Source organism: Halolamina salina (assembly GCF_042678005.1).
Classification (GTDB): domain Archaea; phylum Halobacteriota; class Halobacteria; order Halobacteriales; family Haloferacaceae; genus Halolamina; species Halolamina salina.
In genome coordinates this window covers 1-6,131 of the sequence record NZ_JBHUDH010000109.1, presented here as the reverse complement: position 1 = coordinate 6,131, position 6,131 = coordinate 1, and the positions used below count along the sequence as shown (strand labels likewise).

Here is a 6,131-nt window from a genome sequence, read left to right as displayed (position 1 = left end):
AACACGACCGCTTCGCCGACGAGGAGACCGACGGCTCGGGGCTGGACACGGAGATCGACTGGACGCTGCCCGGCGGCGAGACCGTCGGGCGGTTCTACCACGTGTACGACCCCGCGGAGTTCGAGGCGGATCTGCGGGAGAGCGAACTGGAACTGATCGAGTGGGAACTCTCCAGTGGGAACTGCTACGCGGTCGTCGGGCCGTAACCGCCGCCGTCGCGCTTTTCCCCCGCTCGCGCGTAGCGCCGACAAATGGACGCCGCCATCGTGACCGTCGGCGACGAACTACTGACCGGCGACACCGAGAACACGAACGCGACGTGGCTCTGTGCCCGCCTCGACGACCGCGGGGTGGACGTAGAGCGCGTCACCACCGTTCCGGACCGCGTCTCGGACATCGCCCGCGTCGTCAACGAGTACCACGCCGAGTACGGCGCCGTGATCGTCACCGGCGGGCTCGGCCCGACGCACGACGACGTGACGATGGAGGCCGTCGCCGCCGCGTTCGGCCGCGACGTGGAACTGCACGACGAAGCCGTCGAGTGGCTCCGCGAGGAGGGCGGCTACGCGGCCGAGGATCTCGTGGCCGGCACCGCCGAACTCCCGGCCGGCGCGCGGCCGCTGCACAACACCGAGGGCGTGGCACCCGGCGCCGTCGTCGAGTCCTGCTACGTGCTCCCGGGCGTCCCCGCGGAGATGCAGGCGATGTTCGCCGGCGTCGCGGGGGAGTTCGAGGGCGAGCGGACGTACAGCGAGACGGTCGAGACGCCCGAACCCGAGAGCGCGCTGCTCGACCGGCTCTCGGAGGTCCAAGATCGGTACGACGTGAGCGTCGGCTCCTATCCCGGGGAGACGGTGACGCTGAAGCTCACCGCGACCGAGCCCGAGACGGCGCGTCGGGCGGCCGAGTGGCTGGCCGATCACGTCGAACCCGTCGACGACGGGCGATAGCTACCGGTAGAACGCCAGCGTCCACGCCGCCGTCAGCGCGATCGCGAGCACGAGTCCGACGGCGCCGGTCAGCGCCGGGTCGAGCGAGACGCCCTCGACTGTCGTAGCCTGAAGCATACCCCCGCGTTCGACTGGCCGGCGCTTAGCTCTGGTGGTCGGTCGCGGCGTCCGCGGCCGTTTTCCCCCTGCCCGCCGAAGCCGAGGTATGCACGTAGGTTTCGTCCTCAACCCCATCGCGGGCATGGGCGGCCGCGTCGGCCTGAAGGGGACCGACGGGAAGGTCGCCGAGGCCCGCGCCCGTGGCGCGGAGCCACGCGCCCCCGACCGCGCCGAGCGCGCGCTGACGGAGCTCCAAGAGCGACTGCCCGACGCCGAGATATCGACGTGGGGCGAGCCGATGGGCGAGGAGGCGGTCCGCGCGGCGGACTTCGACCCCGACGTGCTCGGCCGGCCGGACGGCGACGAAACCGGCCCCGAGGACACCGAAGCGGCCGTCGCGGCGTTCGTCGACGCCGGCGTCGATATGGTGCTGTTCGTCGGCGGCGATGGCACGGCCGCGGACGTCGCCGAAGCGCTGGAGGGGACGGGAACCCCGATGCTCGGCATCCCCGCGGGGGTGAAGGTGTACTCCTCGGTGTTCGCCGTCTCGCCGGAGGACGCCGCCTACATCGTCGCGTCCTACGAGCGGACCGAGCGCCGCGAAGTGATGGACATCGACGAGGACGAGTACCGCGAGGGCGAGGTGAACCCGGAACTCCGGGCTGTCGCACGGGTGCCCGTCGCGGAGGCGATGCAGTCCTCGAAGCAGTTGGGCGGGGGCACCGTCGACGCGCTCGCGGCGGGCGTCGCCGACGACATCCGCGCCGAGCCGGAGAAGACGTACGTGCTCGGGCCGGGATCGACGGTCGGGACGATCAAAGAGGAACTCGGCTTCGAGGGGTCGCCCATCGGCGTCGACGTGTGGCGCGACGGCGAGGTGGTCGTGAGAGACGCAACCGAGCAGGAGATCCTCGACGCGCTGGGCGAGGCGAACGTGATCGTCGTCTCACCCATCGGCGGGCAAGGGTTCGTGTTCGGCCGCGGGAACCCACAGCTCTCGCCCGACGTGATCCGGCAGTGTGACGTGACGATCGTCGCCTCGCGGGCGAAGCTCGACGGCGTGAACGTGCTACGGGCCGACACGGACGACCCCGAACTGGACGAGGCGCTTCGGGGCTGGTGGAAAGTCCGGGTCGGGAAGTTCGAGACGCGGATGATGAAGCTCGTCTGAGCCGGCGATACTGATTAGTTACTGACTGGTGTACGCGGAACCGATGGCCGAGCGCCCGCCACGGCGGTGGTGGCCGTGAGCCGCCACGCCGCCGCGACTCTCCTGACGGTCGGACTCCTCGTGATTGCCGGCTGTAGCGCCCCGAGTGCGAACCCCTCGCCGAGCGCGGGAGCGGGACCGGCGTCGCCGACCGCCACGCCGACCGAATCGCCCGCCGTGACTGCCACCCCCACCGACGCGCCGACGGCGACCCCCACGCCCACGCCGGACGGCGGTGTGACGGTGTACGGCAACCTCTCCGTGAACGCGACGCTGGTCTGGGAGCGCGTCGCGTCCTCGCTGGGCGGCGAGTACGAGCCGCCGATCGTCTCGGTCCGGGAGACGTCGCTGCCGGCACAGGCCGGCTCGTTCGCCACGCAGTTGGGTCTCGACGCGGGGCTGGAAAGCTTCGACGACGGCCGGGTCCGGGCGAGCTACTCGCGCCGGACCGGCAGGGTTCGGATCTCGCCGCGCAACGGCTCGACGGCACAGGTGACCCGCATCCTCGCCCACGAGTACGTTCACGCCGTCCAGTTCCAGCGCGCCTCGGAGAACCGAACGACGTTCCTCGACCGGGTCACCGAACGCGACTCGTTCGGCATCCGGCGCGCGCTGATCGAGGGGAGCGCCGTCTACGTCGAGGACGCGTACACCCGGCGGTTCCTCGGCTTCTCGGCGATCGAGCGGCGCTGTGCGGAGTACCGGAACGGGACGGCCTACGAGCGGTACGCGGGGCAGGCGTACTGCTTCGGCGGGCGGTACTTCGCGACGCAGCTTGATTCCCCGAGCGAACTGCTGTCGTCGAACGTCACGCTACCGAACACGACCGAGCAGCTACTCCACCCCGGGACGAGCGACCCACCAGCGAACCTCACCGTCGTCGACGAGACACCAGCCGACTGGTCCACGCCCGCGTCGTACCCGCGCCGGGGCGAACTGTTCGTCCGGACGGTGGTAGGCACCGAACTCCCCGAGGACCGGGCGGCCGAGGCTGCGGCCGGCTGGGGGAACGACCGAGTCGTCCGCGTGAGCCGTGAGACGGAGGGGTACGTCTGGGTGCTACGGTGGGATACGGCGGCCGACGCAACGGAGTTCGAGAACGCGTTCGCGGACTACCTCGACGCCCGCGGGAACCGAACCGCCGACGGCTGGCGGGTCGACGACGATCGCTACCGGCTCGCGACTGTCGACGATCGGACGGTCGCCGTCGTCACGGGGAATGAGACGTTCGTCGATTCGGTTTCGGTCAGGGGAGAAGGCGGGAACGTGACCGTCTCGGGCGAGTCTTAGAACAGGCTCTCGCTCTCGGCGAGCACCTCGGCGGGACCGCCGACCTCCCAGATCTGCGTCTCGACGCCCGTTTCCGCGACTTTCTCCTCGACCACGTCGGCGTACTCCGCGGTCGTGTTCACGTACACCGACGCGCCGGTGTCCGTCGAGAAGTAGACGGGGACGCCAGTCTCCCGGAGTTCGCGGACGGCGTTGAACACGGCGATCGTCTCGGGCTTCCAGTACACCCAGCCCGCGGGACCGGTCATCGTCGTCGCCGTCAGCGACAGCGAGTCGTGCTCGGCGGTGCCGAAGATGCGGTGGAAGTCGCCCTCACGCAGCGCGTCGCGCATCTCCACGAGCTGGTCCTGCACGTGGGCGAGCCGGGCGTCGAACATGTGGCTCGCTTCGGCCTCACGGTGGGCCTCCTCGGTCTCCTTGTACGCGGGGACGAGCGCGGTGACGATCCGAAGGTCCTCCTCGGGGTCGAACCCGTCCTCGCCTTCCCCCGTGTCGAGCCGGTGGGAGCGGCAGTCCTCGTCGTTCAGCCCCGCCGAGAGGTCGGAGTAGGCGCCCGTGACCGCCCGGGCCGCCGAGGAGGAGCCACGGCGGGCAACCGTCGAGATCTCCGGGCGGGTGAGGTCGAGCCCGGCGGCCTCGGTGGCGGCCGTCGCCAGCGCCGCGAAGCCGGAGGAGGAGGAGCCGAAGCCGACGTTCGAGGGGAAGGAGTTCTCGCTCTCCATCCGGACCCCGTGGTCGAACCCCGCGAGGTCGCGGACGTGATCGAGCACGTGGCGGATGCGTTCGGCGCCCCGGCCGTCGACGGCCTCGCCGTCGATGATGTACGTGTCGTCGCCGGCGTCGGGTAGGAACTCGACGGTCGTGGTGGTGTTCGACGGCGCGGTACAGACGCTGATCGAGTCGTGGTACGGGAGTCGAAGCTCCGTGTCGCGCATCCCGTGGTACTTCACGAGCCCCTGGATCGGGTGGGCCCGCGCGGTGGCCTTGAGCGGCATCTCTGTCGGGATTGCTCGGCGGTCCGGGTTAGACGTGTCGGTGCCGTGCCGCGGGCGTCAGCTCCGGTAGACGTGGTAGCCCGCGCCCCAGACGGCCAGCAGTACGCCGATGACGAGCATCACGCCCGCGATCTCCTCCTCGACGGGCACTTCGAGGTACGCCTGCAGGAGGTTCCCGGCGATCCGCGAGAGCCGCTCGAACGGCGGGAGGTACGTCAGGATGGTCTTGTTCAGAAAGCCGCTGACGACGATACACACGAGGTAGCCGAGCGAGTGAGCGGCGCCCGATTTGGCCGGCATGGGGCGTCCATCGTACTGCCTCCCCAAAAGTGTACGGCAGGCAGCACGACTGGCGCCACGCGGAACTGTGAATAGCCTCCCGGTCCAGCGTCGGTCCATGGTCGACCCACTCGTCGTCGGCGGCGTCGGCGCAACAGTCGTACTGCTCGCGTGCAGCGCCTTCTTCTCCAGCTCCGAGACAGCGATATTCTCGTTGCCGCCCGACCACGACGCGGTCCCGGGCGACGACGACCCGAGCGAACGGACGCTCACCGCGCTCCGGGAGGACCCCCACCGGCTGCTGGTAACGCTGCTGGTCGGGAACAACGTCGTCAACGTCGCGATTTCGAGCATCATCACCGTGCTCGTGGCGCGGAGCCTCCCCCCCGGCCCGGCGGTCGTCGCCGCGACGGTGGTCACGAGTTCGCTCGTGCTCGTATTCGGCGAGATCGTCCCCAAGGCGTACGGACTCGGCAACGCTGCCGAGTGGTCGCTGACGGTCGCCCCTGTCGTCGCGCTGGTCGAGCGAGTGCTCTCGCCGCTGATCTCGCTGTTCGACTGGGTGACCCGCGGGCTGAACCGCGTGATCGAGGGGGAGAGCGACATCGAGCGGCCGTACATCGAGTAGTCGACGCGACGACCGCTACCCGAGCGCGGCGTCGCCCCGCCGAGCGACCAGCAGCCGCACGCCGAGGTACGCACCGACCCCGAGCGCGACGTAGCCCGCGACGACCGCGTACGTCCCCATCGACGCGGAGTCGACTGCCAGCCGCGCGATCGTGTTCGGCGGACTCCCGGGCAGCAGGGATGCGGCACCGAACAGCCCCAGCACCCCCGTCGAGTAGAGGAACTGCGCGGCGCGACGCTCCGGCGAGAGCAGCGCGACCGCGGCACCCAGCGCCGACACCGCGAGCGCGAACGCCGTCGTCAGCAGCAGGAGTGCGGGGAGGTTCGCGACGGGCGTGCCGTTGAACGTGAGCAGCGCCATCCACAGCGCCGCCTGCGCGGGCGCGAGTAACACCGACGCCAGCAGTTTCCCGTCGACGATGCCGGCGGGCGACAGCGGCGACACCCGGAGCAACTCCATCGTCCCGCGGTCGATCTCCTCGGTCAGCGAGTCGACGGTGATCGAGCCGCCGATGAAGGCGGGAAGCAGCAACAGCAACGGCACCAGCACGGTGTAGCTGAAGCCGAAGTAGGGGCTGCTCGCCGGCTCGGGCGGGAGCGAGAGCGGCGCGGTGCCGAGGTACTCGACGCGGCCCGCCCGCTGGTCGCGCTCGAACGCCCGCAGCGCGTCCCGGACCTGCA

At 70.4% G+C, this 6,131-nt stretch carries 7 protein-coding genes and 1 pseudogene; 5 read left to right on the top strand and 3 right to left on the bottom strand.

Going from position 1 to position 6,131, the window contains the following annotated elements:
- The 4 genes and pseudogenes from ACFR9S_RS09745 to ACFR9S_RS09730 form a co-directional block, all read left to right on the top strand.
- Positions 1 to 206: pseudogene (locus ACFR9S_RS09745) on the top strand (class I SAM-dependent methyltransferase); the annotation flags it as partial.
- 45 nt (positions 207 to 251) lie between these two features.
- Positions 252 to 950, top strand: coding sequence for a competence/damage-inducible protein A (locus ACFR9S_RS09740; protein ID WP_379818520.1), 699 nt, complete (start codon positions 252 to 254; stop codon positions 948 to 950).
- A gap of 205 nt (positions 951 to 1,155) precedes the next feature.
- Complete coding sequence (locus ACFR9S_RS09735) at positions 1,156 to 2,220, top strand: ATP-NAD kinase family protein (protein ID WP_379818519.1); 1,065 nt, start codon at positions 1,156 to 1,158, stop codon at positions 2,218 to 2,220.
- A gap of 216 nt (positions 2,221 to 2,436) precedes the next feature.
- The gene (locus tag ACFR9S_RS09730; protein WP_379818518.1) at positions 2,437 to 3,549 is read left to right on the top strand and encodes a hypothetical protein; all 1,113 of its coding nucleotides are present in this window, start codon (positions 2,437 to 2,439) and stop codon (positions 3,547 to 3,549) included.
- Here the strand turns inward: ACFR9S_RS09730 and mvaD are convergent.
- A complete protein-coding gene (gene mvaD, locus ACFR9S_RS09725) occupies positions 3,546 to 4,544 on the bottom strand; it encodes a phosphomevalonate decarboxylase MvaD (RefSeq protein WP_379732108.1) in 999 nt (332 codons plus the stop codon). The two genes, ACFR9S_RS09730 and mvaD, sit on opposite strands and share 4 nt — an antisense overlap.
- 57 nt (positions 4,545 to 4,601) lie before the next feature.
- Positions 4,602 to 4,844, bottom strand: coding sequence for a hypothetical protein (locus ACFR9S_RS09720; protein WP_379732107.1), 243 nt, complete (start codon positions 4,842 to 4,844; stop codon positions 4,602 to 4,604).
- 97 nt (positions 4,845 to 4,941) lie between these two features.
- Between ACFR9S_RS09720 and ACFR9S_RS09715 the strand changes: the two genes are divergently transcribed.
- Positions 4,942 to 5,451 carry a DUF21 domain-containing protein gene (locus tag ACFR9S_RS09715; protein WP_379732106.1) on the top strand — a complete coding sequence of 170 codons (510 nt, stop codon included), beginning with the start codon at positions 4,942 to 4,944 and terminating at the stop codon, positions 5,449 to 5,451.
- Between the two features lie 15 nt (positions 5,452 to 5,466).
- Here the strand turns inward: ACFR9S_RS09715 and ACFR9S_RS09710 are convergent.
- The coding region (locus tag ACFR9S_RS09710; RefSeq protein WP_379818517.1) for an ABC transporter permease at positions 5,467 to 6,131 on the bottom strand (665 nt) is incomplete at its 5' end.